Origin of the sequence: Paenibacillus sp. FSL K6-1217 (assembly GCF_045040735.1) — a bacterium.
Classification (GTDB): Bacteria; Bacillota; Bacilli; order Paenibacillales; family Paenibacillaceae; genus Paenibacillus_AQ.
The window spans coordinates 3,636,186-3,662,564 of record NZ_CP150271.1; the positions used below are offsets into that span (position 1 = coordinate 3,636,186).

22 protein-coding genes, 2 tRNA genes and 1 other annotated feature are annotated in these 26,379 nt (G+C 54.9%); of the genes, 10 read left to right on the forward strand and 14 right to left on the reverse strand.

From position 1 onward, the window contains the following. Positions 1-14 precede the first annotated feature (14 nt). From MHH28_RS15960 to MHH28_RS15970, 3 genes are read left to right on the forward strand one after another with little or no spacing between them, the layout of a single operon-like run. Positions 15-1,220 carry a Ger(x)C family spore germination protein gene (locus tag MHH28_RS15960; protein ID WP_405116573.1) on the forward strand — a complete coding sequence of 402 codons (1,206 nt, stop codon included), beginning with the start codon at positions 15-17 and terminating at the stop codon, positions 1,218-1,220. Beyond that, positions 1,217-1,426 carry a hypothetical protein gene (locus MHH28_RS15965; RefSeq protein ID WP_341348356.1) on the forward strand — a complete coding sequence of 70 codons (210 nt, stop codon included), beginning with the start codon at positions 1,217-1,219 and terminating at the stop codon, positions 1,424-1,426. Before MHH28_RS15960 ends, MHH28_RS15965 begins: the two co-directional genes overlap by 4 nt. A gap of 32 nt (positions 1,427-1,458) precedes the next feature. Next, positions 1,459-2,580: an endospore germination permease gene (locus tag MHH28_RS15970; protein WP_405116576.1), complete on the forward strand. Its 1,122-nt coding sequence runs from the start codon at positions 1,459-1,461 to the stop codon at positions 2,578-2,580. Positions 2,581-2,667: 87 nt separating this feature from the next. On the opposite strand, the gene ispG is transcribed toward MHH28_RS15970, so the two are convergent. From ispG to MHH28_RS15995, 5 genes are all read right to left on the reverse strand, one after another. After that, positions 2,668-3,813: a flavodoxin-dependent (E)-4-hydroxy-3-methylbut-2-enyl-diphosphate synthase gene (ispG, locus tag MHH28_RS15975; protein WP_405116579.1), complete on the reverse strand. Its 1,146-nt coding sequence runs from the start codon at positions 3,811-3,813 to the stop codon at positions 2,668-2,670. Positions 3,814-3,941: 128 nt separating this feature from the next. Continuing rightward, positions 3,942-5,198 carry an ATP-dependent Clp protease ATP-binding subunit ClpX gene (clpX, locus tag MHH28_RS15980; RefSeq protein WP_405116582.1) on the reverse strand — a complete coding sequence of 419 codons (1,257 nt, stop codon included), beginning with the start codon at positions 5,196-5,198 and terminating at the stop codon, positions 3,942-3,944. A 12-nt stretch (positions 5,199-5,210) separates the two neighbouring features. Beyond that, the gene (gene clpP, locus MHH28_RS15985) at positions 5,211-5,801 is read right to left on the reverse strand and encodes an ATP-dependent Clp endopeptidase proteolytic subunit ClpP (protein WP_340752026.1); all 591 of its coding nucleotides are present in this window, start codon (positions 5,799-5,801) and stop codon (positions 5,211-5,213) included. Between the two features lie 282 nt (positions 5,802-6,083). Continuing rightward, the gene (tig, locus tag MHH28_RS15990) at positions 6,084-7,412 is read right to left on the reverse strand and encodes a trigger factor (protein WP_405116585.1); all 1,329 of its coding nucleotides are present in this window, start codon (positions 7,410-7,412) and stop codon (positions 6,084-6,086) included. Positions 7,413-7,507: 95 nt separating this feature from the next. After that, positions 7,508-8,437 (reverse strand): hypothetical protein, encoded by a 930-nt coding sequence (locus MHH28_RS15995; RefSeq protein WP_405116587.1) that lies wholly within the window; start codon positions 8,435-8,437, stop codon positions 7,508-7,510. A 153-nt stretch (positions 8,438-8,590) separates the two neighbouring features. On the opposite strand from MHH28_RS15995, the gene MHH28_RS16000 reads away from it, so the two are divergent. Beyond that, positions 8,591-8,664, forward strand: a tRNA-Arg gene (locus tag MHH28_RS16000). Positions 8,665-9,790: 1,126 nt separating this feature from the next. Here MHH28_RS16000 and MHH28_RS16005 read toward each other — a convergent pair. The 6 genes from MHH28_RS16005 to MHH28_RS16030 form a co-directional block, all read right to left on the reverse strand. Next, on the reverse strand, positions 9,791-10,042 hold the full coding sequence (locus tag MHH28_RS16005) for a hypothetical protein (RefSeq protein ID WP_405116589.1): 252 nt from the start codon (positions 10,040-10,042) through the stop codon (positions 9,791-9,793). 86 nt (positions 10,043-10,128) lie between these two features. Next, positions 10,129-11,010, reverse strand: a complete 882-nt coding sequence (gene pstA, locus MHH28_RS16010) for a phosphate ABC transporter permease PstA (protein ID WP_405116591.1) — start codon at positions 11,008-11,010, stop codon at positions 10,129-10,131. Then, positions 11,010-11,954: a phosphate ABC transporter permease subunit PstC gene (gene pstC / locus MHH28_RS16015; RefSeq protein WP_405116593.1), complete on the reverse strand. Its 945-nt coding sequence runs from the start codon at positions 11,952-11,954 to the stop codon at positions 11,010-11,012. Before pstC ends, pstA begins: the two co-directional genes overlap by 1 nt. Positions 11,955-12,042: 88 nt before the next feature. Further along, positions 12,043-12,906, reverse strand: a complete 864-nt coding sequence (locus MHH28_RS16020) for a phosphate ABC transporter substrate-binding protein (RefSeq protein ID WP_405116596.1) — start codon at positions 12,904-12,906, stop codon at positions 12,043-12,045. 44 nt (positions 12,907-12,950) lie between these two features. Beyond that, complete coding sequence (locus tag MHH28_RS16025; protein ID WP_405116599.1) at positions 12,951-14,387, reverse strand: stalk domain-containing protein; 1,437 nt, start codon at positions 14,385-14,387, stop codon at positions 12,951-12,953. A 171-nt stretch (positions 14,388-14,558) separates the two neighbouring features. After that, positions 14,559-15,002 (reverse strand): hypothetical protein, encoded by a 444-nt coding sequence (locus MHH28_RS16030; protein ID WP_405116601.1) that lies wholly within the window; start codon positions 15,000-15,002, stop codon positions 14,559-14,561. A gap of 230 nt (positions 15,003-15,232) precedes the next feature. Here MHH28_RS16030 and MHH28_RS16035 point away from each other — a divergent pair, with 230 nt between their 5' ends. From MHH28_RS16035 to MHH28_RS16050, 4 genes are read left to right on the forward strand one after another with little or no spacing between them, the layout of a single operon-like run. Further along, positions 15,233-15,964 (forward strand): ABC transporter ATP-binding protein, encoded by a 732-nt coding sequence (locus MHH28_RS16035; protein WP_405117134.1) that lies wholly within the window; start codon positions 15,233-15,235, stop codon positions 15,962-15,964. After that, positions 15,961-16,998 carry an ABC transporter permease gene (locus MHH28_RS16040; RefSeq protein WP_405116602.1) on the forward strand — a complete coding sequence of 346 codons (1,038 nt, stop codon included), beginning with the start codon at positions 15,961-15,963 and terminating at the stop codon, positions 16,996-16,998. The genes MHH28_RS16035 and MHH28_RS16040 overlap by 4 nt, the downstream gene beginning before the upstream one ends. Positions 16,999-17,055: 57 nt before the next feature. Further along, positions 17,056-17,760, forward strand: a complete 705-nt coding sequence (locus MHH28_RS16045; RefSeq protein ID WP_405116604.1) for a TetR/AcrR family transcriptional regulator — start codon at positions 17,056-17,058, stop codon at positions 17,758-17,760. 48 nt (positions 17,761-17,808) lie between these two features. Beyond that, on the forward strand, positions 17,809-21,153 hold the full coding sequence (locus MHH28_RS16050; protein WP_405116606.1) for an SNF2 helicase associated domain-containing protein: 3,345 nt from the start codon (positions 17,809-17,811) through the stop codon (positions 21,151-21,153). Between the two features lie 271 nt (positions 21,154-21,424). On the opposite strand, the gene MHH28_RS16055 is transcribed toward MHH28_RS16050, so the two are convergent. Continuing rightward, positions 21,425-21,799 carry a hypothetical protein gene (locus MHH28_RS16055; RefSeq protein ID WP_405116608.1) on the reverse strand — a complete coding sequence of 125 codons (375 nt, stop codon included), beginning with the start codon at positions 21,797-21,799 and terminating at the stop codon, positions 21,425-21,427. Between the two features lie 225 nt (positions 21,800-22,024). Between MHH28_RS16055 and MHH28_RS16060 the strand changes: the two genes are divergently transcribed. Together MHH28_RS16060 and MHH28_RS16065 are read left to right on the forward strand one after the other, a co-directional pair. Next, on the forward strand, positions 22,025-22,330 hold the full coding sequence (locus MHH28_RS16060) for a hypothetical protein (protein ID WP_405116610.1): 306 nt from the start codon (positions 22,025-22,027) through the stop codon (positions 22,328-22,330). Positions 22,331-22,545: 215 nt separating this feature from the next. Next, positions 22,546-22,767, forward strand: a binding site (T-box leader). Positions 22,768-22,822: 55 nt separating this feature from the next. Next, a complete protein-coding gene (locus MHH28_RS16065; protein WP_405117136.1) occupies positions 22,823-24,808 on the forward strand; it encodes an arginine--tRNA ligase in 1,986 nt (661 codons plus the stop codon). A 944-nt stretch (positions 24,809-25,752) separates the two neighbouring features. On the opposite strand, the gene MHH28_RS16070 is transcribed toward MHH28_RS16065, so the two are convergent. Beyond that, positions 25,753-25,826: transfer RNA gene (locus tag MHH28_RS16070), tRNA-Arg, on the reverse strand. A gap of 162 nt (positions 25,827-25,988) precedes the next feature. Beyond that, the gene (locus MHH28_RS16075) at positions 25,989-26,345 is read right to left on the reverse strand and encodes a hypothetical protein (protein WP_405116612.1); all 357 of its coding nucleotides are present in this window, start codon (positions 26,343-26,345) and stop codon (positions 25,989-25,991) included. Between the last annotated feature and the right edge of the window lie 34 nt (positions 26,346-26,379).

Consider the following 26,379-nt stretch of genomic DNA (forward strand, 5'->3'; position numbering starts at 1 on the left):
AAGGAGTGCTCGCCATGTGGAGAAGATTCCTGTGTATCCTTCTGATCATAAGTCTTATCCCGCTCAGCGGATGCTGGAGCCGTAAAGAACTGAACGATCTGGCCCTCGTCATGGCACTCGGCATTGATCTCGTGCCGGAAGGCTATGCCGTGACTGTCCAGGTGATGAATCCCGGGGAGAGCGGCAACCAGAAAGGAGGTGCCTCCGGGGGGATGCCCGTTGTTACGTACCAGGCTATGGGCAGAACCGTTCCCGATGCGCTGCAGCGTATGCTAAGCGTGACTCCGCGTATACTGTATCTGGCTCATATCCGTGTGTTGGTGATCGGGGAAGCGCTGGCCCGCAGCGGGGTCAGTGATGCGCTGGACTTCATCTCACGGGACCATCAGCTGCGTACAGATTTCTTCCTGCTGGTGGCCAAGGATTCCAAAGCTTCGAAGATACTGGAAATCATCACTCCCTTCGAGCATATTCCTGCGAACTCCCTGTATTCTTCTATATTGGCCTCCCACAAGAAATGGGCTGCTACCGGAAAGGTTACTCTACAGCAGTTCATTACCGAGCTGGAACGCGGCGGCTCCAACCCCGTGATGTCCGGCGTGCAGTTGAACGGGGACTTGCAGGACGGAGGCTCCGTGAACAATGTGGATAGCATCCGCCCGAAGACCCTGGTCCAGCATGCGGGAATCGCTGTATTCAAAAAAGACAAGCTGGTCGGCTGGCTGGGCGAATCCGTCAGCAAGACGGTCAACTATGTTCTGGATGAGGTAGACTCTACCGTCAGCAATGCGCCCATCCCCGGAGGCGGGCTTGCAGGCTTCATACTCACCGGCTCAGACAGCACGCTGGATGTCCGGATTAATGCACAGGGCAAGCCTGAATTTACGGTGAAACTCAATATGCAAGCCAATCTGACCACGATTCAGGGCAGGATTGATATGAACAATCCGGCCAGCATCGAAGACCTCCAGAAGAATATAGAGGAGCGCTTTGACCTCAGGCTTACACAGAATATCCGGGAAGTTCAACAAAAGTACGGTACTGACATCTTCGGCTTCGGCGAAGCCCTGCACCGGAAGTATCCCCGGCAGTGGCGTACGTACCGGGAGCATTGGGATGACAGCTTCAGAACCGCCAAGGTTAATGTACGCTCTAACGTTGTGATCCAGCGCATTGGTTCGGTCATCCAACCTATGAAACGGGAGATGGAGGAAAAATGAATTGGAACCTGATTCTGCTGTTCTTCCTGTTGTTTGTATTGATCCTGAAGACACCTGCTGTAATTAAGCTACGTTCACCGCGGGATGCGGCTGCTTTCTATGGCGTCTGGAGCCTTACTGTTGCGGTGACCATACTTGACATGGCAGACCTGCCCCAGTTCAGGCCGCTCGACTGGGTACGCAGCCTTATGCAGCTTCTGACCTGAATAACTTCAACAAGAGAGGGAGTGCATCATCAGTGAAGGATCGTTCGGGGATTTCCTTACGGCAGTTCTATATCATGACCTTTGGACTCACCATCGGGACCTCCATTCTGGTTATCCCGAGCGGACTTGCGCATACCGCCAGAGAGGATGCCTGGATCGCCGCACTGTGCAGCCTCCTGATCAATCTGGTTATGGTCGTACTGTATCTCGCGGTGGCCCGGCTGTATCCCGGCAAAAACCTCTATGAAATGCTTGAAGCCGCCTTCGGCCGGTGGCTGGGCAAACTCATCTCGCTGCTGTATCTGTTCTATTTCCTGATTCTCACCGGCACACTGCTCGGCGATCTCGGGTTCTTCATGACCAGCGAGATTCTGCCTGAAACCCCGGTTGAGGCGATTCAGATCGTCTTCCTGACCGCTGCCGTAGTGAGTGCCAGCCTGGGGATCGTCGTACTTGCCAGAGTAGGGGAATTACTATTTCCGTGGGTGCTGTTTCTGTTCCTGATTCTTGTTCTGGCCCTGATCCCGAAGATCGAATGGAATCATATCAAGCCTGTCCTGGAAGGGGGCTTCCGCCCCGTGCTGCTTGCCGCCTATCAATCTTCCATGTATCAGGAGCTTATTGTGCTTTTGACATTCCTCCCCCTAGTCAAGAAGCCGCGAAGCGGAGAGCGGGCCTTTCTGCTCGGTACGTTCGGAGGCGGCGTGATCCTTACCGTCATCGTGCTGCTCAGCCTGCTTATTCTTGGTATTGAACAGACGGAGAATAGCACCTTCCCCGCCTATGCACTCGCCAAAACGATTAATATCGGGAATATTCTGCAGCGGGTTGAAGGGATTCTGATTACGATTTGGGTGCTGACCTTTTTTATCAAAATCTCTTTGCTCTACCTCTCGATCCTGAAAGGACTGCAATCCGTCTTCCATCTGAAGAAGCAGGATTATCTAATCTATCCCCTGGCTGTATTGTTCGTCATCATCGCCTGGAATACCTATATCAACACCGTGTACGTCAATGAAATTATTGCAAAGGTATGGGGGAATTTCTCGTTCATCTATCTGCTGTTGCTTCCCTTTCTGCTCTATGTACTGACTTTGCTGAAAAAGGCCATCCGCCGGATTCGCCACAAAAAACGCCCCGGTGCAAACGTCTGATCGGACAGACTTCTGCATCGGGGCGCTTCAAACTTAGATTATTAAGATTAATTAGTGCAGGATTCGCTAACGTATTCGCACGTTCTGTTAATTCCCGCTGTCCGAATTGCTGAGCGCAACAGCCGGAGCCAGTCCGGCGTGCTTACGCCCGGGAATCTCACCCGTCTCCTCAAAGTGGGCCACAATGATGTCGATTTCCTTCTTCAACTCGTTGACCAGCTCAGCCTCGGGCACCTTGCGGATCATCTGACCGTAACGGAACAGCAGCCCTTCTCCGCGCGCACCGGCGATGCCGATGTCCGCTTCCCTGGCTTCCCCCGGACCATTCACCGCACAGCCGAGGACGGATACCTTAATCGGCACCTTCAGCTTGGAGATATACTCCTCCACTTCGTTCGCTATCGAGAAGAGATCAATATCCAGGCGTCCGCAGGTCGGGCAAGAGATCAGGGTAGCAGCATTCGAGATCAGACCGAAGGTCTTCAGCAGCTCACGGGCCACCTTCACTTCCTCCACCGGATCAGCACTCAGAGAGATCCGCACCGTACTGCCGATGCCCATGGAGAGCAGCGCACCAATCCCGGCCGAGCTCTTCACTGTTCCGGCGAACAGGGTACCGGATTCGGTAATCCCCAGATGCAGCGGATAAGGAATGACCTCAGCCGCCTTGCGGTAAGCCTCGATAGCCATCGGCACATCCGACGCCTTCAGCGATACGATAATATCGTGGAAGTCCAGCTCTTCCAGAATGCCGATATGGTACAAGGCACTCTCCACCATGGCATCCGGTGTAGGATAACCATATTTCTCCAGCAGGTGATTCTCCAGTGAACCGGCATTCACGCCGATACGGATGGGTATCCCCTTCTCCTTACAAGCCTTAACTACAGCTTCAACCTTGTCACGGCGTCCGATGTTACCGGGATTGATCCGCACCTTATCGATGCCGTTCTCAATCGCCAGCAGAGCCAGCTTGTAGTTGAAATGGATATCCGCTACGAGCGGGATATGAATCTGCTTCTTGATTTCCTTAATCGCTGCTGCCGCTTCTTCATTGTTGACCGTTACACGCACCAGCTGGCAGCCGGCTTCCTCCAGCCGCAGAATCTCTGCTACAGTTGCCTCGACATCAGCGGTCTTGGTCGTACACATGCTTTGGATTGCAACCTCGTTGTTACCCCCGATAATCACTCCGCCAACATTGACGGGACGGGTCTGGTGTCTCAGGAACATGATTTTCTCCCCCATAACGATCAAAGCTCCACCCTCTCCGCTCCCGCAGGTCATGCGGGAGTGAGGGAGAAAGTGGAGACCCTGAGCTGTATTGTTAAGCCGTGTCAGGCTTGGTCTTGCCGCCTGACTTACGCGCTTTCTTCTTTTTTCTTATCCTTCTTGAGACTAAGCTCCGGCAGGGACTTCTCCTGGACGACCTTCTCAGTAATGACACAATCTCTAATGTCATCGCGGGAAGGCACCTCGTACATCACATCGAGCATAATGCTCTCGATGATGGCACGCAGTCCACGGGCACCGGTGTTGCGCTTGATCGCTTCCTTGGCAATCGCTTCAAGGGCAAGCGGCTCGAACTTCAAGGCTACGTTATCCATCTCCAGCAGCTTCACATACTGCTTCACAAGCGCATTCTTAGGCTCGGAGAGAATACGTACCAATGTGCTCTCATCAAGCGGCTCCAAGGTCGAGATGACCGGCAGACGGCCGACGAACTCAGGGATCAGACCGAACTTCAGCAGGTCTTCAGGCAATACCATAGACAGGTATTCACCGGCCTTCAGATCCTTCTGTCCTTCAACCGCAGCGTTGAAGCCGATGACTTTTTTGCCGATACGGCGCTTGATCATCTGCTCCAGTCCGTCGAAGGCACCGCCCACGATGAACAGAATATTCGTAGTATCGATCTGGATGAATTCCTGATGCGGATGCTTGCGGCCGCCTTGCGGTGGAACCGAAGCTACCGTACCTTCCAGAATCTTCAGGAGCGCCTGCTGTACACCTTCACCGGATACGTCACGGGTAATGGACGGATTCTCGGATTTACGCGCTACTTTGTCAATTTCATCTATATAGATAATGCCGCGTTCAGCCTTCTCCACATCATAATCCGCCGCTTGAATCAGCTTCAGGAGAATATTCTCAACATCTTCACCCACATAACCGGCTTCCGTAAGGGAAGTGGCATCTGCAATGGCAAAAGGAACGTTGATGATCTTCGCCATCGTCTGCGCCAGCAGGGTCTTACCGGAGCCTGTAGGTCCGAGCAGCAGAATGTTGCTCTTCGTCAGCTCCACATCTTCAATCTTGCTCTGGCTGTTCACGCGCTTGTAGTGATTGTATACCGCAACGGAGAGCGATTTCTTCGCCTGCTCCTGGCCGATCACGTATTGATCCAGAATATCACGGATTTCCTTAGGTTTCGGAATATCCTTCATATCCAGCTCTTCTTCGTGGCCAAGCTCCTCTTCCACAATCTCCGTGCACAGCTCGATGCATTCGTCACATATATAAACGCCAGGTCCCGCTACGAGCTTACGAACCTGCTCTTGTGATTTGCCGCAAAAGGAACATTTCAACTGCCCTTTTTCATCATTAAATTTAAACATCTTACCACCCCTTTAAGATATGATCGGTGAAGAGAGTACCTGGTCAATGAGCCCGTATTCCTTCGCTTCTTCCGCGCTCATGAAGTTATCGCGGTCTGTATCCCGTTCGATTTTGTCAAGGGGCTGACCTGTGCGCTCTACATAAATCTGATTCAGCTTCTGTCTCGTCTTAAGAATCCAGTCGGTATGAATCCAGATGTCGGACGCCTGCCCCTGAACGCCGCCGAGCGGCTGATGAATCATGACTTCACTGTTGGTCAGCGCATATCTCTTGCCGGGCGCTCCGGCGGTCAGGAGCAATGATCCCATACTGGCTGCCATCCCCACACAAATCGTTGAAACATCCGGTTTGATATATTGCATCGTATCATATATACCCATGCCGGCTGTAACAGAACCACCGGGCGAGTTGAGGTACAAGTGAATGTCTTTTTCGGGGTCATCTGCTGCCAGGAACAGCAACTGCGCAATAACCAGATTGGCGACATCATCGTCAATCGCACTGCTCAGGAAGATGATGCGATCCTTGAGCAATCTGGAATAGATATCGTATGAGCGTTCTCCCCGGCTTGTCGTTTCCACAACCATTGGTACCAGACTCATGCCACCAACCTCTTTTCTCTATACAGATTAGTCTTTCCGTTTCAGAAATATTTTAACACGTTCAAAGCGGGATGTCATTTATTCACTGTGCCATTAAACCGCATTGCTCGTGTGCATGCCATTATATCGCAATTCCGCGGACAATGCCAATTGACGGGTTCGTGATATGTACTACCAAACGCCCGGCCCCCGATAAAAATAAGGCACGTAACAAAAACTTACGTGCCTTATCAAATCTCTATGGAGGCTAATGGATAGCCGTTCTAGGTAAAGGATAGAAGCTTACTCAGCGCTTGCTTCTTCTGCAGGTGCTGCCGGAGCTTCAACTTCCACACTGCTCTCAATGAGGAACTCAATCGTCTTGCGCAGGGAGATCTCATCGTTCAGGCTGTTCAGGGAACCGTTGGCTGCCAGAATGTTGCGGATTTCTTCAGGAGTACGCTTGTAAGCTTCAGCCATAGTAGCCAGCTCTTGCGTCACTTCTTCTTCCGAAACTTCGATCTTCTCTTCCTTGGCAATCACTTCCAGAACAAGGTTGTTGCGGACGCGCTTCTCAGCATCGCCCTTCATTTGTCCCTGCAGGTCTTCACGGGTCTGTCCGGAGAAGCTGAGGAACATATCCATGTTCATGCCCTGCTGGCGAAGACGGGTATCGAAGTCACGAACCATGTTCTCCACTTCGCTGGCGATCATGGCCTCAGGAATTTCCACTTCAGCATTAGCTGCTGCTGCGTCAACTACTGCGGATTCACGAACACTCTTCAGTTCTTCCTGCTTGCGGGATTCGAGCTGTGCCTTCAGGTCTGCCTTGTATTCTTCCAGGGTGTCGAATTCACTAACATCCTTGGCGAATTCATCATCCAGCTCAGGAAGCTGTTTGCGCTTGATTTCGTGCAGCTTCACTTTGAATACAGCAGCTTTGCCTGCCAGTTCAGCAGCGTGGTAAGTCTCAGGGAAGGTAACTTCAACATCCTTGAAGTCCCCAGTGGACATGCCCACTACCTGCTCTTCGAATCCTGGAATGAAGGAATTGCTGCCCAGCTCCAGGGAGTGACGTTCAGCCTGTCCGCCTTCGAATGGAACGCCGTCAACCGAACCGTCGAAATCAATTACAGTGATGTCGCCGTTCGCAGCTTCCCCTTCTTCGATTACAACAAGCTCAGCGTGACGCTCTTGCAGACGTTTCAGTTCAGCATTCAGCTCTTCGTCAGTAACTTCTGCCTTCTGTACTGGAACTTCCAGACCTTTGTACTGGCCCAGCTTCACTTCAGGCTTAACTGTGATCTTCGCTTTGAAGATGAACGGCTGGCCCTTGGCGAATTGCTCGATGTCCACTTCAGGACGATCTACAGGGAAGATGTCGGTCTGTTCAACCGCTTCACCGTAAGCTTCAGGAAGAAGAATGTCGATGGCATCCTGGTACAGGCTTTCAACACCGAAACGGGATTCAAAAATCGGCCGCGGCACTTTACCTTTACGGAATCCAGGTACGTTTGCTTTCTTTACCACTTTATTAAAGGCTTTGTCGAGTGCTGAAGCAACGCGTTCTGCTTCGACTTCGACTTCAAGAACTCCAAGGTTCTTCTCTATTTTTTCCCAAGTTGCTTTCATAATATACTTTTCCCTCCAAAAATAGGTTACATTTTTACTTAATTAGTCCAACATTTCACGCACAGAATAACCACTATATTATATACAAGATTACTTTATTTATCAAGTAGAGAACTCTTCACGAATCCCCTGAGTGAACGGTAGGCCCCCTCAAACTGGAAGCGCATGCTGTCCGTAATGCCATACATGCCCCGTGTTTCCTCTTCTTTGCGGTTCCCGTTCAGGCTCTCCGACACCATCTGGTGCAGGGCTCCGGCCCAAATATCAAGCTGCGAATACTCTCCGTCCAGCAGCTTGCGGTAATCCGCCGTCCCGTAGATCGACATAACGAACTGCCCCCACAGCTCCTGGGCAAAATAATACAGCGTCGGCTCATGCACCTCCGCCTGCTCCGCCACCCGTTCCAGCACCTGGCTGATCTGCGGCGGGAAGTCATCGCTGTGCAGCGGCACGGTCTCGATCTCCACCTCAGTGGCCTCATGGCCCCGGCTCAGCCGGATTGCCCCCTGTGCCCCTCTGCGCCGCAGCGTCTGCAGCGTGCGGAATTGCAGGAGCGGATGCACCTCGGCCTGCTGAAGCCAGCCGGTCAGCGCTTCATCTACGCTGCTCCCCTCCAGATAGGAGAGCTGCTCCAGCGCCAGCACTGTCGCTTCGGACAGCGGTTCATTCATGACCCGCTTCAGCAGCTTATCCGGGTAATCCGCATCCTCCTCCAGCTTGGCTCTGGCCAGAATCCGGGCCATATCCTCTTCCCCCAGATCCATCTCCTCTGCTTCATGGGCACCATTCCCGTCACCGCCCTGTGCAGCGTGGGGGAAGGCTGCCACCAGCCAATCCAGCAGCGACTGCCATTCCTCGTAGTGCCGCTCTTCCTGTCCCTGGCACTGCAGCAAAAAACGCAGCAGCTCCATCGCCTCCCCGTAGCGTTCACTCTCCAGCATGACCGTGAGCTGTATCTGATAGTAATCCAGTGTCTTCGGAAACAGCACGATGTTCTCTTTGGCGGGGGAATTGAATTGATTCATGAGGGCACCTCCTTTTCTCCGAACTGTAATCGTCCTGAACCTTGATCAATTGTAGATTATAGCATATCCCAGTGCCGTTTCAAAAAAAACAAGTTGAAAAAGTTAACTATGTATGATAACATAATTTTTGCTTGCTTTTCAGTCAACCATCATGTCCCGGTAGCTCAGTTGGATAGAGCATGCGCCTTCTAAGCGCACGGTCGGGGGTTCGAATCCCTTCCGGGACGTCAAAGAAACAGCCTTCCTTCGGGAGGGCTGTTTTGTCGTTCGGAGGGGTGAGAACCCTAGGCGCCAGCCAGGGACGTTGGAGCATACGCTTCGATAGCATTACTTCGCAATCAGCCCGAATGGGCTGCATCCCTTCCGGGACGTCAAAGAAACAGCCTTCCTTCGGGAGGGCTGTTTTGTCGTTCGGGGGGATGAGAACCCCTAGGCGCCAGCCGGGGACGTTGGAGCATACGCTTCGATAGCATTACTTCGCAATCAGCCCGAATGGGCTGCATCCCTTCCGGGACGTCAAAGAAACAGCCTTCCTTCGGGAGGGCTGTTTTGTCGTCCGGGGGGATGAGAACCCCCCCTTTTTTATTTTGAGTAGGATCAACGGTAGCACTTGGGTGAACGCTGCGTGAACGGACCGTTGTTCCAATCGCTGTGTTTTCCAGATTTTTTTCATTCCCCTAAGCGGTGAAAATCTGGAAACCAAGGCGAACGCTGCCGCTTTTACACAATCGTTCCGTCCTCTCCGCTGTTTAAGCGGCAAATGAATCTTCAAATAAACCACCACTCCGTGATAGTGGAAGATGAGAACCATACACGCACCCTGCACGAACTATGCACGACCTATGCGGACTGGAGATCCCTTATTTCGGCGGATCACGCCTATCCGCAGGGACATGCGGACTCAGGAGCCGTTAAGTAACCCGGTTTTCCGCTTTTTCAGCTCGAATGAACAGTTTAACGTCCTCTGAGTCCGTTAATCGCAGAAAAGTTGGTTTTTTCGACGAATAGCGGCCCCTCAGTCCGGACACTCCGCAGGCGGCTGCATGACTATTTGTTCACCTTAACCGGCTGCCTGTGTAGGATGCCTGAGTAACAGCGAACCCTGCGCGACCTATGCGGACTGGAGATCCCTTATTTCGGCGGATCACGCCTATCCGCAGGGACATGCGGACTCAGGAGCCGTTAAGTAACCCGGTTTTCCGCTTTTTCAGCTCGAATGAACAGTTTAACGTCCTCTGAGTCCGTTAATCCTGAAAAGTTGGTTTTTTTCGACGAATAGCGGCCCCTCAGTCCGCACACTCCGCAGGCGGCTGCATGTCAATCCCTTCACTTGTTCAGTACATATAAATCCCTTCACTTACTATAATTTTGACTGGAACTGCAATGCGGACACTTCTCCGGGAAGTAAATCCCATCCACCCGGTAGCAGCTAAAATCAAGGTCATCGAATACAAACGGAAGGCCGCATTCCGCACACTCCAGCACAACAGGATGGCGTGCGCGTTCAATCAGCGACTGCGCACGTTCCTGCAACAACTGCTCCCATGCGCTCTCTTCCAGCCGGTCACACTCTTGCAGCTCTGCAATAACCTTCCGGATCTGCACCTGTAGCTTCGAGTAGGCTATAGATTGCCATAGCAGAGCAGCCTGTTCTTCCAGGATATAGCTCTATTCTCCCGTTTGCATCCGTCTCAGCGTCCCCGGCGGCGGTTGCCCAGCCACAGCGGAAAGCGGAACATAAAGTTGATCAGCAGCACGACAAACACCAGCACAGCCGCTGACTTATCTGCGATTTGCCGCGCATCCTCGACAATGGCCTCAGACTGTACGTACCACAGGTGTACAGCCAGGGTCTCGCCCGGCGAGAACAGGTTGAAATCCCACATCTCGCCGGAGGTGCTGAGTCCGGCGGTCAGGATAATGACCGCCGACTCCCCGAAGGCGCGTCCGGCCACAAGGCAGACGCCGGTGACGATGGCCGGAAGGGCGACCGGCACGACCACCTTGCGGATGACATGGAACTTCGTCATGCCGAGGGCATAGCCGGCTTCACGGATCTCGCCGGGAACCGCGCGCACCGCCTCCTCCGTGACGCGGGCCAGCATCGGCAGATTCAGCAGCGCCAGGCTGACACCCCCGCCGAGGATCGTCAGGCCGACGCCGAAGTACTCGGCGAAGATCGCCAGGCCCAGGAGGCCGAACACGATGGACGGCACCGAGGACAAGGATTCCACGCAGATGCGCAGCGCACCCGTGAAGGCATTATCCGGCGCGTACTCCGCCATATAGATTCCTGCACCGATCCCGATCGGAACCGAGATCAGGAGCGAGATGAACAGGATATAGAAGGAGTTGAACAGGACGGGTCCGATCCCGCCGCCGGGATCGATCTCCTCCGGCTGCTTGAGCAGGAAGTCAGGTCTGAGCGCAGGCAGGCCCTTGCTCAGAATGGTGAACAGCAGCCAGAAGATCAGCAGCATAACCAGAGCGCCCAACGTATAGAAGCCGATGGTCGCCAGTTTATTACGCCGCTGGGCTCTGGCCGTGTGGCGTGTACGTGTGAATCCGTTCATCAGGCATCCCTCCGTTTGCGGCCCAGGAGCCGGATAATCAGAATCAGCACAAACGAGATGAGCAGCAGCAGGAAAGCCATCATATGCAGGGAGTAATTCCAGGTGGAATCGAATTCCACGTTGGAGATCTGCATGACGATATTACTGGTCAACACCGAGGTGGGCGCGAACAGGCTCTTCGCCAGCTGCGGCGTATTGCCGATGACCATCACCACCGCCATGGTCTCCCCGACTGCGCGGGTCATGCCCAGGATGACCGCCGAGATGATTCCCCGGCTGGCAGCGGGCAGCACGACGCGCATAATGACCTGAAGGCGGGTGGAACCGAGCGCATAGGCAGCATCGCGGTATTTGCGCGGAACAGCCACTATGGCATCATCGCTGATCCGGCAGATCGTCGGCAGGACCATCAATGCCAGCACAAGGGCGGCGGCGAGCAGTCCGTCCCCCAGCCCCTCTCCGCTCACTCTGCGCAGGAAGGGAAGCAGCACGGTCAATCCCAGGTAGCCGTAAACAATAGAAGGAATACCGACAAGCAGATCCAGCACGGGACGGATGAAGCTCTTCAGCCACTTCGGCGCAATTTCCGCACAGAGCACAGCCATCCCAACTGAGATAGGCACGGCAATGACCAGGGTCAGTGCGGTGAGCGATAATGTATTTACAATGAAGGCGGCGGCGCCGAACATCTCCTCTTCCGGCGACCAGTTGAACGAGAAGAAGAAGTCCATAGGCGAGATTTGGCCGAAGAGCAGCAGCGCCGTTTTGCCGATGAATACAATAACTAGTCCCAGCACAAGACAGAGCGCAAGGATGCTGAATAAGAAATAATATCGCGAGATGCTGTTGCCCAGCAGATGTCTGCGGTGCCGCTTGGTATTATGTTTAACTTCCTCAAGGCTTGTCTGTGCCTTAGCGGTCAGGCCATGAACCGGTGCCCCCATACTTTCCCTCCTGTAAGAGGCCAACCCCGTAGTTCCCGGAGCTGGCCGCTGTTACCTATCAATCTATTGTCTTATGAGCGTGTCAATCTTAGTTCTGCATGGAAGAGATCGGAATGAATTTAAGCTTCTTGAGCGAGCCCTGCTGGAATTTCTTGCTCTGTACATATTCAATGAATTCTTTGGTCGCGCCGCTCGGCTGGCCTTTCGTCATATAGTAGCCGTAAGCCCAGATCTTGTACGAGCCGTTGATCACATTATCCGTAGTAGCTTCGACACCGTTGAACTTCACAGCCTTGATATCCCCGCCGGTCACATAGACAAGGTCGATGTAGCCGATAGCGTTAGGAGTAGTGCCTACCGCTGTTTTCATGTCGCCGCTGGAGCCTGTTTCCTTGTAATTCTTCTCTTTCTTCACGATATCTCCACCGCCCAGAGCCTTGGCCTGATAGTTAACGCGGGTACCGGAGCCGAAGGCACGGGTGATCACTACGATATTCGCATCCGATCCGCCGACTTCTTTCCAGTTCGTGATTTTACCGGCGTAGATGCCTTTGAGCTGCTCTGTAGTCAGGTTATCTACTCCGACATTCTTATTGACGATGGTTGCAAAAGGAATCACCGCGACCTTGTTCGCCACCTGTCCGTCAAAGGCCTTGAAGCCCGGAACATCCATGCTCGCATCCCAGTCGCAGGCTCCGATATCGGCAATCCCTTTCTTCACGGCCTGCGGCCCGGTTACGGAGCCTTTGCCGGAAGCGGCGATCTTCACTTTAGGATGAAGCTTCTGGAATTCCTTGGCGGCCTGCAGCGTCAGCGGAAGCAGGGCTGTAGATCCGTTAACGGTGATTTTACCCTTGAGGCTGTCCGCCGCTGCGGCTACCCCTGCAAAGGATGCGGTAACCGCGATAACCGCGGTGAGCGCTGTAACTGTGAATTTTTTGAACATCTTCATATCTGAATTCTCCTCCCGGCGGTGTGCGCCGATATATGTTGTTATTAATTAGCAGCTACAGGTGAGCCTGACAGTTGCAGAGCTTTGCCATTCTGGATGACCATTACCTTGCCGTCGCTGATTATTGCCAGCTTGCTGCCGTCTGCCGAGACCGCCACTTCGGATACATCTTCGGCTGTCCGGTACAGTTCAACCGGAGCTGCGCTGCCTGCAATCGAGTAGATTACAGTGCTGCCGTCAGTTGTAGTTCCGGAGACAACGAGGCCCGTGCTAACCCCCGTGGACCAGTTCACCTCAGCTCCAAGAGCGATATCTGTGCTTTTCCCGTCTGCGGCAATCAGCTTCAGGGTGTTGGCGGCATTGCCGTCCGCATCTGCGCTCAGGTAGGCCACGCTGCCGCCCGCAAGAATCTCAGGATACAGCTTGTTGTCAGGCGTAGTCGTCAAGGCTGCCGGTTTAGCACCTTTGGCAGTAAGATCCAGCTTATAGAGCTGCTCCCCGGCCTTGCTGAAGTCTACGGTAAGGGAATCCTCTGTGCTGTCGGCATCATTCTTCGCGGTACCGGTGATGTTGACAATGTACAATGCACTTTTGCCGTCATCCGATATACGAAGCTCCGATTTGTTCTCTACTTTATCTTCTAGCAGAGTCTTGACCTCTCCGGTCTCTACCGAAATCTGCGCCAGCTTCTCCTGCTTGTCGCCCTGGACGAAATAGAGCGTCTTGCCGTCGCTGGACCATACGATATCTGTCTTCACGCTGGTGTCCTTGCCGAGCGGGCTAATTAAGCCGGTGGACAGGTTGATCAGCTTCAGCTGGCCTGTCTCATCGCTGAAGGCGCCCCACTGCTGGTCGGCAGAGACTGCGAAATCCACCGCACCTTCGCTGGAAGAGAACAGTTCATAGCTACCGGGAGTCTGGGTGAATTTATAGAGCAGTGCAGCTTCCGCGTCGCTCTGGTTGGCGATCAGGCCGCCGTCGGCACTCCAGTGAAGGGTATCGAATGAACCGGCCGGCCGGGCGAAGCTCAGGATCGTGTGGGCATCGGGCTCCAGCTCCCCGCCAAGCGCCGTAACCAGCTTCGTCAGCTCCACGTAGGTTTTGCTGTTGCGCACTACCGGAGCCACTGTGAATTCCAGGGTTTCGCCATCGGCCTGATAGCTTTTCACGCCTGCCTGGATCTGCACACTATGTAGACCTTTGCTGTCATTCAGCTGGATTCCGCTGCTGCTGTGCACAAGTCCTGCTCCCAGCTCTGCAGCTACCTGGCTCAATGAATAGAGCTTGTACCCGCCGCTGTTGATGGTGCTGAGTGTAACCGGCGTACCGTTGATGCTCCAGGACATGCTGCCCTCTACGGCTGCGCCTGTCTTCACAGCTGCGGCACTTACTTGGCTGCTTGTCGCCAGAACACTAACAGCTCCCCCTGTTACAAGAAGTGCAGAAGCCAGAGCCGCGCCGATCCATTTACTATTCTTCAATTAGATTCACCCTTTTCCTATAGGTAACTGCTAATGTTATTTTCGTCTACGAGTGTCAATTCTGTTGCGCAGGAATGTTATGGAAATATTAACTGTAAAAATAATTACAAGCTCAAACGGAAGAAGACCCGCCCGGGAAAGCTCCCGGACCGGCCTATTGTAAAAACAGTGTTAATTCATAATCCACGTAACGATAATCTCATTCCCGCCGCCAGGCGATTCCGAGGGGCTGCCAATAATAGAATACGAATAGGAGCCGTTCACTTTGCCGTTAATCAGGAGGTTGCGGCTGTCCACAATCTCTGTCCCGCGTTCCAGTTCCTTCTCCCTAACATACTTCTGATATGTAGTGCCAAGAGCGGCCATACTCTCCTCCGTCTGATAGATCAGCATGGAGGATTTTTTCCCCTCGGACAGCTCACCTTGGGTATAAGTGATACCCGCCCCTTCAGGAATCGGCAGATCCTCCGGCAGATATTGCTGCGCCTCGGTCTTCTCTTCTGCCAAGGTATGAAAGTTTCCGCCACCGGCCCGCTTGTCTGCATCGCCGCAGCCGCTGAGTACCGCCCCAGCCAGCAGCACTCCCAGAGGAAGGAGCAGCTTATGTCCTGCCATCATTCCACCGCCTTTGATGAATTTGGGTTATGGGTTATAGATGCCGGTAAACATAGAATGTACCCTTTATTACCCGGATTACGGGTGGCATTAACGGATAATCCTTACAATTTTATTTACTTTTTAAAATAGTTTGCACGGCTCAAGAAAGAGATTTACTTTTGAGCAGGATATCATTAATATAATGAGTGAGCGCTCACTCATTATTGTGGGAGATGGAGGAGATTATGATGGAACAAGGAACGCCTGTGGTTGCGGTTACGCATGTGAACCGGGCTTTTGGCAATACAACAGTGTTGAAGGATATTACATTTCAGGTGAATCAGGCAGAGACCTTCGGCATTCTGGGGCCTTCCGGCTCCGGCAAAACGACGCTGGTCAAGCTGCTTACGGGCATTGACGAAGCGAGCTCCGGCGAGGTCAGCGTGCTGGGTGTGCGGATGCCGAAGCTCGCCATGCTCCAGCAGATCGGATATATGGCCCAGTCGGATGCGTTATACACCGAGCTTAGCGCCAAGGAGAATCTGGAATTCTTCGCCTCCCTCTACGGCTTGAAGGGCGGCGACCGCACACGGCGGATCGGGGATGTGATGGAGCTGGTGAATCTCCAGGAGCACCTGCGGAGGCGGGTGGATCAATATTCCGGCGGCATGAAGCGCCGCCTGTCCCTGGCGATTGCCCTGCTGCACGAACCGCCGCTGCTGCTGCTGGATGAACCGACAGTCGGCATCGATCCGGTGCTGCGCCAGTCGATCTGGAAGGAGCTGAAGGCGCTGAACCGCAAGGGAACCACGATTGTTCTGACCACGCATGTGATGGATGAGGCGGAGAAATGTGACCGGCTGGCGATGATCCGGGACGGCGTTCTGCTGGCGGCTGACACTCCGGCCGGACTGCTCCAGGCTACCGGCAGCGCCAGCATTGAAGAAGCTTTTCTCTGCTATGGAGGTGTACGGCGATGAGAATCCGGGCCATTACCCTGAGAATTCTGCAGCAGTTCCTCCATGACCGGAGAACCATGGCGCTTATGTTCATAGCGCCCCTGCTGGTGCTAAGCCTTATGAGTCTGGTGTTTGGCAGCAAGGTGTATGAGCCGAAGATCGGCTTGACTGGCGGTGCAGCGGCATTCACCACAACTCTCGAAGCCGGGCAGGCTGAGGTTACCGGCTATGCCGATGAAGAAGCCGGGCAGGCCGCCCTGAAGGCGGGAGATATCGATGCTCTCCTTACAATGAAAGGAGACGTTCCCGCGGTTGTTCTTGAAGGCAGCAACCCGGCGGCTAACCGCGCGGTGATCATGGCGCTGCAGGAAGCTGCGCAGAGTCTCCGGCCGCAAGCGCCCGGCGGCGGGCAGCTTCAGCCGCAGATCAGCTATCTCTACGGCGCGGAGGATATGAAGACGATCGACCGCTTCGGCCCGATTATGATCGGGGTCTTCGTCTTCTTCTTCGTCTTCCTGATCGCCGGTGTCTCCTTCCTGCGCGAACGGACAACGGGAACGCTGGAGCGTCTGCTCTCCACCCCGCTGAAGCGCTGGGAGATCGTCACCGGATATGTGTGCGGCTTCGGCATCTTCACCGTCTTCCAGGCCCTGCTGATCTCCTGGTTCTCCATTCAGGTACTGGGGATTATGATGAAGGGCAGCTTCGGCTACGTGCTGCTGATGACGCTGCTATTGTCGATGTCGGCGCTGACCCTCGGCACCCTGCTCTCGGCGTTCGCCGCCAATGAGCTGCAGATGATCCAGTTCATCCCCCTGGTCATAGTGCCGCAGATCTTCCTGAGCGGATTATTTCCGCTGGATACCCTCCCGCTCTGGCTGCAGCGTATCGGACTCGCCACCCCTATGTACTACGGCTCACAGGCGTTGACGGATATCATGGTACGCGGCAAAGGCTGGAGTGATATCGCATGGGATGTCTTCATGCTGATCGGCTTCTCCCTGCTGTTCATGCTGCTCAATGTGCTGGCTCTGCGCAAGCACCGCAGAATGTAAAGGATGAACGGGCTATGATACACTAAGAGGAACTGCAAGAGTCTGGAGGTTCTATTCATGGAGAATAACCCTGCTGCTGAAGAGGAGCAGCTGGAGCAAGATCAATGGGTCCAGGAGCTGCTGGACCTCAGCGAGAAGGAGCAAGTCACGCCGAAGCAGCTGGCCATTCTGCGGGCGGCAATTGATGTTTTTGCAGAGAAGGGATTCTCGGCAGCTGCCACCAGCGAGATCGCCCAGAAGGCAGGCGTGGCGGAAGGAACAATCTTCCGTTATTACAAAACCAAAAAGGATCTGCTGCTCGCCATCGTTGTTCCCACCATGAGCCGGATGATCGCCCCGTTTGTGCTGCGCAACTTCAGCGGTGTGCTGGATGTGCCGTTCGAGAGCTATGAGGCCTTTCTGAAGGCCTTCATGCTCAACCGGCTGGAATTCGTCCGCAGGAATCTTAAGATCGTCAAAATTCTGATTCAGGAGATTCCTTTCCAGCCTGCGCTGAAGGAGCAGCTGACCGAGAATATATTTGAGCAGGTTTTGGCGCGTGTAACTGCAATTACTGAGCACTTCAAGGCGCAGGGTGAGGTCATTGATGCTCCTACCCCTGCGATCATCCGCTTCACCATCTCGGCCATTATCGGCTATCTGCTGGTCCGCCTGCTGCTGATGCCGGATCAGGACTGGAACGATGAGGCCGAGATTGAACAGACCGTAAGCTTCATTCTGCACGGGATCGGCGGGGCGGAATCATCTTCAGGCACAGCATAACCCGGAAGGGGCAGCTTAGACAGAAGCAATCGAAGGAAGTGAGTATACGTGGGTTATCAGGTGCCGGAACGGGTAATCAAGCTGCTGTGCGGCAGCGCCGCTTTTGACCAGGGGGCGGCCTATTATCATGCCCATAAGGTGGACCTTGTCTATACGGAGCATAACGGGGAAGAGGAATATTCCAAATACCGCGCTGAGGTTCATGGGCTGGAAATTCATGAAATTTCGCTGATTATCGACAGTGACGGGGATGTGCAGGGGGAATGCACCTGCCCGGCTTACTATCACGGCGGCCCCTTCTGCAAGCATATTGCGGCGGCGCTGGTGACGGTGCTCTACCGCAGCCGGGCTGCTGGAGCTGGACAGGCTGCGGATGCTGGCGGCGGTGACACGGAGGAGACTTATACCGGGGAGACAGACAGGCTGCTAACACCCCGCAGCGCCGGCTCATCCGGGGATGAGCGCCGGGGACAGGGCGGGGACCGGCAGCTGGTGAGCAGCATGCTCGGAATGTTCACCGGAGGACGGTCACGGCCCAGCGGTGCGGGTACATATATCGACCTGCGGACACCGCTCCAGGTCGAGTTCATCTGCCGGCCCTTCAGCTTCAGCTTCGGGAGCACAATGCTCGGGATCGAAGTGAAGCTTGGCCCTAAGCGGCTCTATATCGTGCAGAAGATCAGAGCTTTTCTGGAGCAGGTTCACCGGGGTGAGCCTTTTGAGTTCACAGCGCATTTCAGCTATGATCCCGCCCTGCACAGCTTCTCCAAGGAGAATAATGAGGTTCTGCAGAAGCTGATCGAGATCATGCTGAATGAAAAGGTCTACCGCAGCCTCGCCGATCCGTACGCTTCCCGCAACGGCCCTCCGGGGAATGACCGGCTGCTGCCGGTGGCCCCTTTTTTCTGGGAGAGTCTGTACCCTGCGCTGGAAGCGGCGCCTGCCGTCCGCCTTCAGCATGGCCAGCTCCTGGTGGACCGCTTGGCTGTGTCAGAGGAGCCGCTGCCGCTCAGCTTCCAGTTCGATCAGGCACAGGAGGAAGGCTACCGGCTGGATGTCCGGGGGCTTGAGGAGCTTACAATTCTGGAGAGCTATGGGCTGGTGCTGACCAAAGGCAGGCTGCTGAAGCTCCCGGCGCAGGAATGCGGGCGTCTCTCCGAGCTGAAGCGGATGCTCAGCGGCAGCCGGCGGGACAGCCTTGCGATTGCGCCTGAGCAGATGGAGCCCTTCATGGAAGCGGTCATCCCCGGGCTGAAGAAGCTTGGCCGGGTGAGCATTGCTGACACGATTGCGGACCGCATCGTCCAGACCCAGCTCCAGGCCAGACTCTACCTGGACCGGGTGAGGGACCGGCTGCTGGCCGGGCTTGAATTCCAGTACGGCGGGATTGTTATCAATCCGCTGGAGGAGAAGGCGCATGAGCGGAGCAGCGAGGTCATTCTGATGCGGGACGGGGAAGCGGAGCGGCGGATTATGGACCTGATGGCGCATGAGTCCTTCTCGCGGACAGAGAGCGGATATATCATGCGTGACGAGGACGGGGAATTCGACTTCCTGCACCATACCATCCCGCTGTTGGAGCCGCTGCTTCAGGTCTATGCGACCACTGCGGTCAAGCAGCGGGTGCTTACGGAGCATGCAGCGCCCAAGGTCAGCCTGAGCTGGAACGAGAAGACCGACTGGCTGGACTTCAAGTTCGCCATGGAGGGCATCACGGAGAAGGACATTACCCAGGTCCTGCAATCCCTCCAGGAAAAGCGTAAATATTACCGGCTCCCGGACGGGGCCCTGCTCCCGCTGGATACCGCAGAATTCCAGGAGATCATCGCTCTGATGAACGAGCTTGGCGTCCGCAGCGCGGATATCCGCAGCACGGAGTTCTCCCTGCCGCTGGTCCGCGCCCTCCATCTCCATGCGGGAAGTGTCCAGGGGGATACCATCCAGACCGGCCGCTCCTTCCGGCGGCTGCTGGCCAACCTGGCGAGTCCCGAGAATCTGGACTTCCCGCTGCCGGAGAGTCTCGCTCCTGTGCTGCGGGATTATCAGCAGTACGGCTTCCAGTGGATGAGGACGCTGGCCCATTACCGTTTCGGCGGGATTCTGGCGGACGATATGGGCCTTGGCAAAACACTGCAGAGCATCACCTTCCTGCTCTCTATGCTGGCCGACATCCGGCAGAGCGGCGTGCCTGCACTTATTGTGGCACCCGCCTCCCTGCTCTATAACTGGCTTAACGAGCTGAAGCGCTTCGCCCCGGAGATTCAGGCGGTCATTGCGGACGGCAGCTCCGGTGAACGCGGACGGACCTTACGGAACAAGGCCGGGCATGATGTCATAATTACCTCGTACCCGCTGCTGCGCAGGGATGTGGATATGTATGCCAAGCAGTCGTTCCATACGCTCATTCTGGATGAAGCGCAGATGATCAAGAATCATGAGACTATGACCGCGCAGGCTGTCAGACTGCTCCAGACCCGCTACCGCTTCGCGCTGACCGGAACACCGGTGGAGAATGCGCTGGAGGACCTGTGGTCGATCTTCAGCGTCGTCCTGCCCGGATTGTTCCCCGGGAAGAAGGCCTTTCATGACCTTCCCCGGGAGACTGTCGCCAGACGCGCCCGCCCCTTCCTCCTGCGCCGCCTTAAGAGTGATGTGCTGAAGGAGCTGCCGGATAAGATCGAGTCTCTGCAAGCCTCCGAGCTGCTGCCGGAGCAGAAAAGGCTCTACGTCGCGTACCTCGCCCGCCTGCGCAAAGAAGCGCTCAAGCATCTGGACAGCGACAGCTTCGGCAACGGCCGGATCAAGGTGCTTGCCGGACTGACCCGGCTGCGCCAGCTATGCTGCCATCCGGCCCTGTTCGTGGACGGATATACCGGCGGCTCCGGCAAATTCGAGCAGTTGCTGGAGATCATCGACGAATGCCGCAGCTCCGGCAAGCGGATGCTGATCTTCTCGCAGTTCACGCAGATGCTGGGCATGATCGGACGCGAGCTGGCGCTGCTCGGTATTCCGCATTTCTATCTGGACGGACAGACCCCGGCCTCCCGGCGGGTTGAGCTGTGCAGCCGCTTCAATGAAGGCGAGCACGACCTGTTCCTGATCTCGCTGAAGGCGGGCGGCACCGGCCTTAACCTGACCGGTGCCGATACGGTCATTCTCTATGACCTGTGGTGGAATCCTGCGGTCGAGCAGCAGGCTGCCGACCGCGCCCACCGGATCGGGCAGAAAAAGATAGTCCAGGTGATCCGCCTCGTTGCCCAGGGGACGGTAGAGGATAAGATGTACGAGCTTCAGCAAAAGAAGAAAAACCTGATTGACGAGGTTATCCAACCGGGGCAGGAGGCACTGTCCAGCCTGAGCGAGCAGGACATCCGTGAGATCCTTTCGATCTGACCTGCCACCGGTCGTAGCCTGTGCGGGGCAGTTAGCGCGGGGGATGCATGGGTCGTGCATCCGTAGCCTGGAGCCGGAGGGCTTGGCTGCATCTGCTCCTCCGTTCCACCTCCGGCTGTTATCCGAGTTTGCCAGAATGCCCACTGGATGCCTGCCGAGGCTTGCGATCTGGTATAAATAAATTCAAACAGGGACTCTCCTGAGCGGTTACGCCCCGGGAGGTCCCTGTTTGGTTATCCATCATAATGTTCAGATGTCACACACAAATAATCTATTGTTGTATTTGATCTTGAGAGCCTAATTTCTCATGTGTAACTACACGGTGCGCAGCCACCAGCTGGCCGGTGGAGGATTTGCCCCATACTGAGATTCCGATCTCATCTTCTTCCGCAGCATCTGCCGTTAAGAAAACAAACTCATACGCATCCAGGTCAGCAAAATAATTCTTGGTCACCACTTCATTCGGAGCAATATGAATAACCTCACTTACATAAAGCGTCCTTGTCGCTCCCAGCACATATCCCTGAATGCTGAGGGAGGAGCCTCCCGCCGCATTTCGCTTCGATATTTTCACAGTTACAGTCTGCGTGGGTCTGACTCCGGAAATAGCGTTATTTTCAATAGGACCTGTCGATAGAATCGCCATCTTGTCTTGTCCTCCCTTCAGAATCAAATATGAGTGCCACAGTTATCCGGTGCTTCACAACGATTAAATAATAATCGCATAATATTTATATTCAGGCTTCGAGGCCGTGGTGTGGACTTGATGGACCCATTCACCCTTTTTTTAAGCTGCGCATATCTTTTATTAAGGAAAAACCGCCCATGCTGCGCTTTCCCGTACGAACGCCGAACGGAAGAAGGGACTCCCATGCCCCCTCCAGGAAAAGGTAAGAAGCCCGCCGCCAAAAAAACACCCTCCAGCTCCAAAACCCAAACGCCAAAAGGGCTTGAATTTGCCGTTGCCGCACTTCTGTTGACCGGCAAGCTGAAAGTTGACTCTATCCAGATGTACACGGACGCATCGTTGTTCGTCAGTCTGGTAGGCAAATATAAGACGTTAAGTGATCTAAGCAATGACAATGTAGATAAGCTGGTCAGCTTCCTTGATGATAACAGCAGCCTGACGCTGAACGAGATCATGACCGCTTTGAAAAAGAAAGCCGAGAACTCCTGAGCACACAGACGGAAGTGAAAGTGAGGGTACGGGGCTATGGACAGTTTTGACGGAGAAGGGTTCGCAGGTGGACTCCTGCTGATCATTGTAATTCTGCTGCTGATTTACGGGTCAACGGACATCAAGAATCTGACAGGTGCGCCCAGTGACGTGTAACTTTTTACTGTAGAGCTCTTGCTTTCTGTCAGAAATTCGCTATACTGGTACAAACCCATATGGAATCGATGACCGGGAGAGTAATGGTCTTATATCTAGTCCCCAGCGAGCCGGGAAAGTGGAAGCCGGTACAGAGTAGAACCATGAAGCGCACCCGTGAGATGGACTTCTGAACCTGAGAGTAGGAAGCCCCGGCCGAGGACCGTTAACCTGTAAGGTGGCTGAACCGTAAGGCTCAGCAACGAGAGTGGTACCGCGAGCGCACAAGCCTCGTCTCTTAGGAGATGAAGGCTTTTTTTTGTCGTTATCCTATTCAGGAGGTTGTTATTCATGCCAATGCTAAGTGAGCTCATTCAAGAAAGTCTGGAGCAGTCTGTTCAGAAAATCGCCCTCACCCTGGGCGTGCCCGCCATCGCTGAAGTACAGATTGCCCTGGAGCAGCCGGCGAGTGCCGACCACGGGGATTATTCCAGCAATATCGCCATGCAGCTCGCCCGCCCCCTGCGCCAAGCTCCACTGGCTATCGCCGGGCTGATCGCCGCCGAGCTAGAAGCTTCGGGCTCTGTTCACGGATTGGTGTTGAGAACCGAGGTGGCCGGACCGGGGTTTATTAATATGTATCTGGATTGGCAGGCCTGGGCGCGGGCAAAAGAGGATTTCACTTTCACGCTGCCTCAGGGCAAGATGGGCCAGAAGGTGATCGTCGAGCATACCTCCGTCAACCCGAATAAAAGTTTACATATCGGCCACCTGAGAAACTCCTGTATCGGGGATGCGCTGGTCAGAATACTGCGGGCGACCGGCCATACCGTTGAGGTGCATAACTATGTGGACGATCTTGGCAATCAGCTGGCAGATACCGTAGCCGGCCTGCTGAATGTTCCGCTGGCGGGCGAGCATGTCCGGTTCGGGGACTACTGCTGGGACATCTATGCCGAGATCAACAAAACGTACGCGCAGCAGCCGGAGATGGTACAGAAGCGGACTGAGATTCTTCATGCGCTGGAGGAGGGCCATGGCAACACCGCCTGGATCGGTAACCTCGTCGCCGGACAGATCGTGAAAGAGCATGTGGAGGAGATGCGGGGGTTCGGCATTGACTACGATTTGCTGGTGTGGGAAAGCAGCATTCTGAAGGAGGGCTTCTGGTCCTCGGCCTTCGAGCTTCTGTCGCAGACGGAGGTATTCGTGCAGGAGACAGAGGGCAAGCTCGCGGGCTGCTGGCTGCTGAAGCAATCCGCCGAAGATCAGCCCGCGCAGGATACCGGAGAAGAGCATCAGAAGGATAAGGTGCTGGTGCGCTCGAACGGAATTCTGACCTATACCGCCAAGGACATCGCCTATCATCTCTGGAAGTTCGGACTGCTGGAGAAGGACTTCAGCTACAGCGAATTTCAGAGCGGGCTGTGGACAACCGGCTTGACCGGCCAGGTTCTGCATTTTGGACGGGCGGACCAGGTGGTCAATGTCATCGATTACCGGCAGGAGTATCCGCAGGCGATGGTGAAGCAGGCGCTTCAGGCACTCGGATTCGGAACGCAGGCAGACGCGCTGCATCATGTTAGCTACGGAGTGGTCTCGCTGAGTCCCGCTTCTGCGGCCGGGCTGGGCATTGATACCTCCAGCGGCAAGAATTCCTACGCCATGTCCGGCCGCCAGGGAATCGGGATCAAGGTGACCGAGCTGGTCCGGCTCATGGAGGAGACGATCGAATCCACCCGTTCGGACAAAAACGGCCTGTCCAGCCGGCTGATCGCCACCGCTGCCATCCGTTACTACCTGCTGCGCTTCAATCTGGGCACCGAGATCGTGTTCGACTTCACGCAGGCGATGGAGATCTCCGGCAACACCGGCGTCTACCTGATGTACGCCTACGCCCGGGCGCAGCGCGTGCTTAGTAAGGCCGCTGCAGCGGATGGCGGGAGCAGCGTTGGCGGGAGCGGCGTTGGCGGGAGCAGCGTTGGCGGAAGCAGCGTTGGCGGGAGCGGCGTTGGCGGGAGCGGCGTTGGCGGGAGCGGGAGTGGCGGGAGCGGACTGCCGCCCTTCCCGGCTCAGCTCGCAGCGGCTGAGCTGGCCCTGCTAAGGCAGCTCAGCCTGTGGCAGGACACACTCTACACAGCCAGCCGGGAGCTTACGCCGAATACGATCTGTAACTACGCCCACAGCCTGGCTTCGCTCTTCAACAACTTCTACTCAGCCTGTCCGATCCTTAAGGGCGAGGAAGCTAGCATCGCCTTCCGCCTCTGGCTGACCCGCAGCTTCACCAGTACGCTGGGCGAGGCGCTAGATGTACTAGGTCTGCCTAAGCCGGAGCGGATGTAGACTCGCCGAGTCCTGATCGTCTTGAGAACAAAGTTGCCCTAGAGGATGAATCAGCAGGAACTTATGCGGTCCATGCAGCTTGCACCGCTAATCCTCCCTCTCCATCCGCTCACTTCCGGGAGCATCCTGTGTAAGGAGGTGCACTTCTGCACCTCATTTCCGCATTTCGCCCGCATCTGGTGAATTCAGGTGCACTTCTGCACCTCATTTCCGCATTTCGCTCGCATCCGGTGAATTCAGGTGCACTTCTGCACCTCATTTCCGCATTTCGCCCGCGTCCGGTGAATTCAGGTGCACTTTTGCACCTCATTTGCCCATTTGGTCCGCATCCGGTGAATTCAGGTGCACTTCTGCACTACATTCGCTCATTTGGCCGCATTCAGTACATTCAGCGACAGTTGGTCCATACTAAATCGAGCACTAAGATCACTTGGGGATGAATGGTTTTGAGCTTTTTGGAATGTTTATGTATTTCGCATCCCGCTTAAACAGCGGAGAGAACGGAACGATTGTGGAGAAGCGATAGCGGTCGCCTTTGTCTCCGGATTTTTACCGATTAGGGAAATAAAATAAAATCTGGAGACAACAGCGATCGGAACAACGGTCCGTTCGCGGAGCGTCCCCCCGAGCGCCCACGTTAATCCTATTCAAAATCGTCCCGGAAGGGATACAGCCCATTCGGGCTGATTGCGAAGTATTCCTATCGAAGCTTATGCTTGGGCGTCCCCTCGCTCTCGCGCCGGGTTCTCATCCTCCGGACGACAAAACAGCCTTCCCGAAGGAAGGCTGTTTCTTGTTGACGTCCCGGAAGGGATACAGCCCATTCGGGCTGATTGCGAAGTAATGCTAACGAAGCGTATGCTCCAACGACCCCGGCTGACGCCAAGGGTTCTCATCCCCCCAGACGACAAAACAGCCTTCCCGAAGGAAGGCTGCTGTTTTGACGTCCCGGAAGGGATTCGAACCCCCGACCGTGCGCTTAGAAGGCGCATGCTCTATCCAACTGAGCTACCGGGACATATAGGTAACGTTGTACCACTTCAAAAACTTTTAAATAGATATGTATTAACGCAACGTTATTCATTATACCTGATTCAACAGAATTATCAAGACCAAACTCTTCCAGTAAAGAAGCTTTCCGTGACCGCCTTACACGGAAAGCCTCCTGCTCTATGGTCAATCAGGGAAGCTGCCGGAAATGCTCACCCAGCTGCTCCTTCAGATCGCCGAAGATCAGCAGCTCGCGCTGGAACTTGGAGCGTTCATCCTCCGGGGTCATCACCGTGCTGCCGGTGAAGCCGCTGACCGTCACATCCGCGAAGGCATCATGCAGATTGTTGTCGAACCAGTCGGTTGCAGTATCCGCATCATTCGTCAGAATCCGGACAATTTCATAGCCCTCCTCACGCTGATCCTCAACAATATACACCAGCAGCGCCGAATCGCCCACAGCTCCAGGCAATACGCCAACCTCTGCGCATGGTGCTCCGTCGTAGTCAGTCATTCTGCGGATTTTGGCGTCTTTAATGTAATACACTTGTCATCATCCCTCCTGGCAAATTTCCCTCTCC

Excerpts from the sequence above, each read along its gene's own strand:
- MHH28_RS15960 (WP_405116573.1), top strand. The coding sequence starts at position 15 with ATGTGGAGAAGATTCCTGTGTATCCTTCTGATCATAAGTCTTATCCCG.
- MHH28_RS15965 (WP_341348356.1), top strand. The coding sequence starts at position 1,217 with ATGAATTGGAACCTGATTCTGCTGTTCTTCCTGTTGTTTGTATTGATC.
- ispG (WP_405116579.1), bottom strand. The coding sequence starts at position 3,813 with ATGTTCCTGAGACACCAGACCCGTCCCGTCAATGTTGGCGGAGTGATT.
- clpX (WP_405116582.1), bottom strand. The coding sequence starts at position 5,198 with ATGTTTAAATTTAATGATGAAAAAGGGCAGTTGAAATGTTCCTTTTGC.
- clpP (WP_340752026.1), bottom strand. The coding sequence starts at position 5,801 with ATGAGTCTGGTACCAATGGTTGTGGAAACGACAAGCCGGGGAGAACGC.
- tig (WP_405116585.1), bottom strand. The coding sequence starts at position 7,412 with ATGAAAGCAACTTGGGAAAAAATAGAGAAGAACCTTGGAGTTCTTGAA.
- MHH28_RS15995 (WP_405116587.1), bottom strand. The coding sequence starts at position 8,437 with ATGAATCAATTCAATTCCCCCGCCAAAGAGAACATCGTGCTGTTTCCG.
- pstA (WP_405116591.1), bottom strand. The coding sequence starts at position 11,010 with ATGAACGGATTCACACGTACACGCCACACGGCCAGAGCCCAGCGGCGT.
- pstC (WP_405116593.1), bottom strand. The coding sequence starts at position 11,954 with ATGGGGGCACCGGTTCATGGCCTGACCGCTAAGGCACAGACAAGCCTT.
- MHH28_RS16020 (WP_405116596.1), bottom strand. The coding sequence starts at position 12,906 with ATGAAGATGTTCAAAAAATTCACAGTTACAGCGCTCACCGCGGTTATC.
- MHH28_RS16030 (WP_405116601.1), bottom strand. The coding sequence starts at position 15,002 with ATGGCAGGACATAAGCTGCTCCTTCCTCTGGGAGTGCTGCTGGCTGGG.
- MHH28_RS16035 (WP_405117134.1), top strand. The coding sequence starts at position 15,233 with ATGGAACAAGGAACGCCTGTGGTTGCGGTTACGCATGTGAACCGGGCT.
- MHH28_RS16040 (WP_405116602.1), top strand. The coding sequence starts at position 15,961 with ATGAGAATCCGGGCCATTACCCTGAGAATTCTGCAGCAGTTCCTCCAT.
- MHH28_RS16045 (WP_405116604.1), top strand. The coding sequence starts at position 17,056 with ATGGAGAATAACCCTGCTGCTGAAGAGGAGCAGCTGGAGCAAGATCAA.
- MHH28_RS16055 (WP_405116608.1), bottom strand. The coding sequence starts at position 21,799 with ATGGCGATTCTATCGACAGGTCCTATTGAAAATAACGCTATTTCCGGA.
- MHH28_RS16060 (WP_405116610.1), top strand. The coding sequence starts at position 22,025 with ATGCCCCCTCCAGGAAAAGGTAAGAAGCCCGCCGCCAAAAAAACACCC.
- MHH28_RS16065 (WP_405117136.1), top strand. The coding sequence starts at position 22,823 with ATGCTAAGTGAGCTCATTCAAGAAAGTCTGGAGCAGTCTGTTCAGAAA.